This is a genomic window from Pseudomonas sp. PNPG3 (genome assembly GCF_023093815.1).
GTDB lineage: Bacteria > Pseudomonadota > Gammaproteobacteria > Pseudomonadales > Pseudomonadaceae > Aquipseudomonas > Aquipseudomonas asiatica.
In genome coordinates, this window is record NZ_JALLKV010000141.1 from 1 (window position 1) to 538 (window position 538).

General features: G+C 56.3%; 1 pseudogene. It reads left to right on the top strand.

Annotated elements, in window-relative coordinates:
* Positions 1-63 precede the first annotated feature (63 nt).
* A pseudogene (locus tag MJ643_RS30460) lies at positions 64-538 on the top strand (transposase); the annotation flags it as partial.

The following is a 538-nucleotide window of genomic DNA, read 5'->3' on the forward strand; positions in this document are numbered from 1 at the left end:
TGAATCGCCCCTGGTTTCGTAGACACCTCCAAGCCTCATAATGAGGCCCAAATAGGAGGTGCCATGAGTCGTCAGCGTTACCCCGAAGAATTCAAGATCGAAGCGGTCAAGCAAGTGACCGAAAAAGGCAAACCTGTCGCCGATGTCGCCCAGCGCCTGGGCATGTCCGTGCATAGCCTTTACGCCTGGATCAAGGTCTACAGCAAGCCCCAAGAGCAGCGTCAGCAAGACGACGATCAGCAGGCCGAACTGCGCAAGCTGCGCGCTGAACTCAAGCGCGTGACGGAAGAGCGAGACATCTTAAAAAAGGCCGCCGCGTACTTTGCCAAGGAGTGCGGCTGAAGTACGCCTTCATCAAGAAGCACTCGACTGATTACCCGGTGCGGCGCCTTTGCCAAACCCTCAAGGTGCACCCCAGCGGCTACTACGCCTGGCTGGCCGAGCCTCAATCTGCCCGAGCAAAAGAAGATCAACGTCTGCTTGGCTTGATCAAACACGCTTGGCTAGAAAGCGGAGGTGTATACGGCTACCGCAAAAT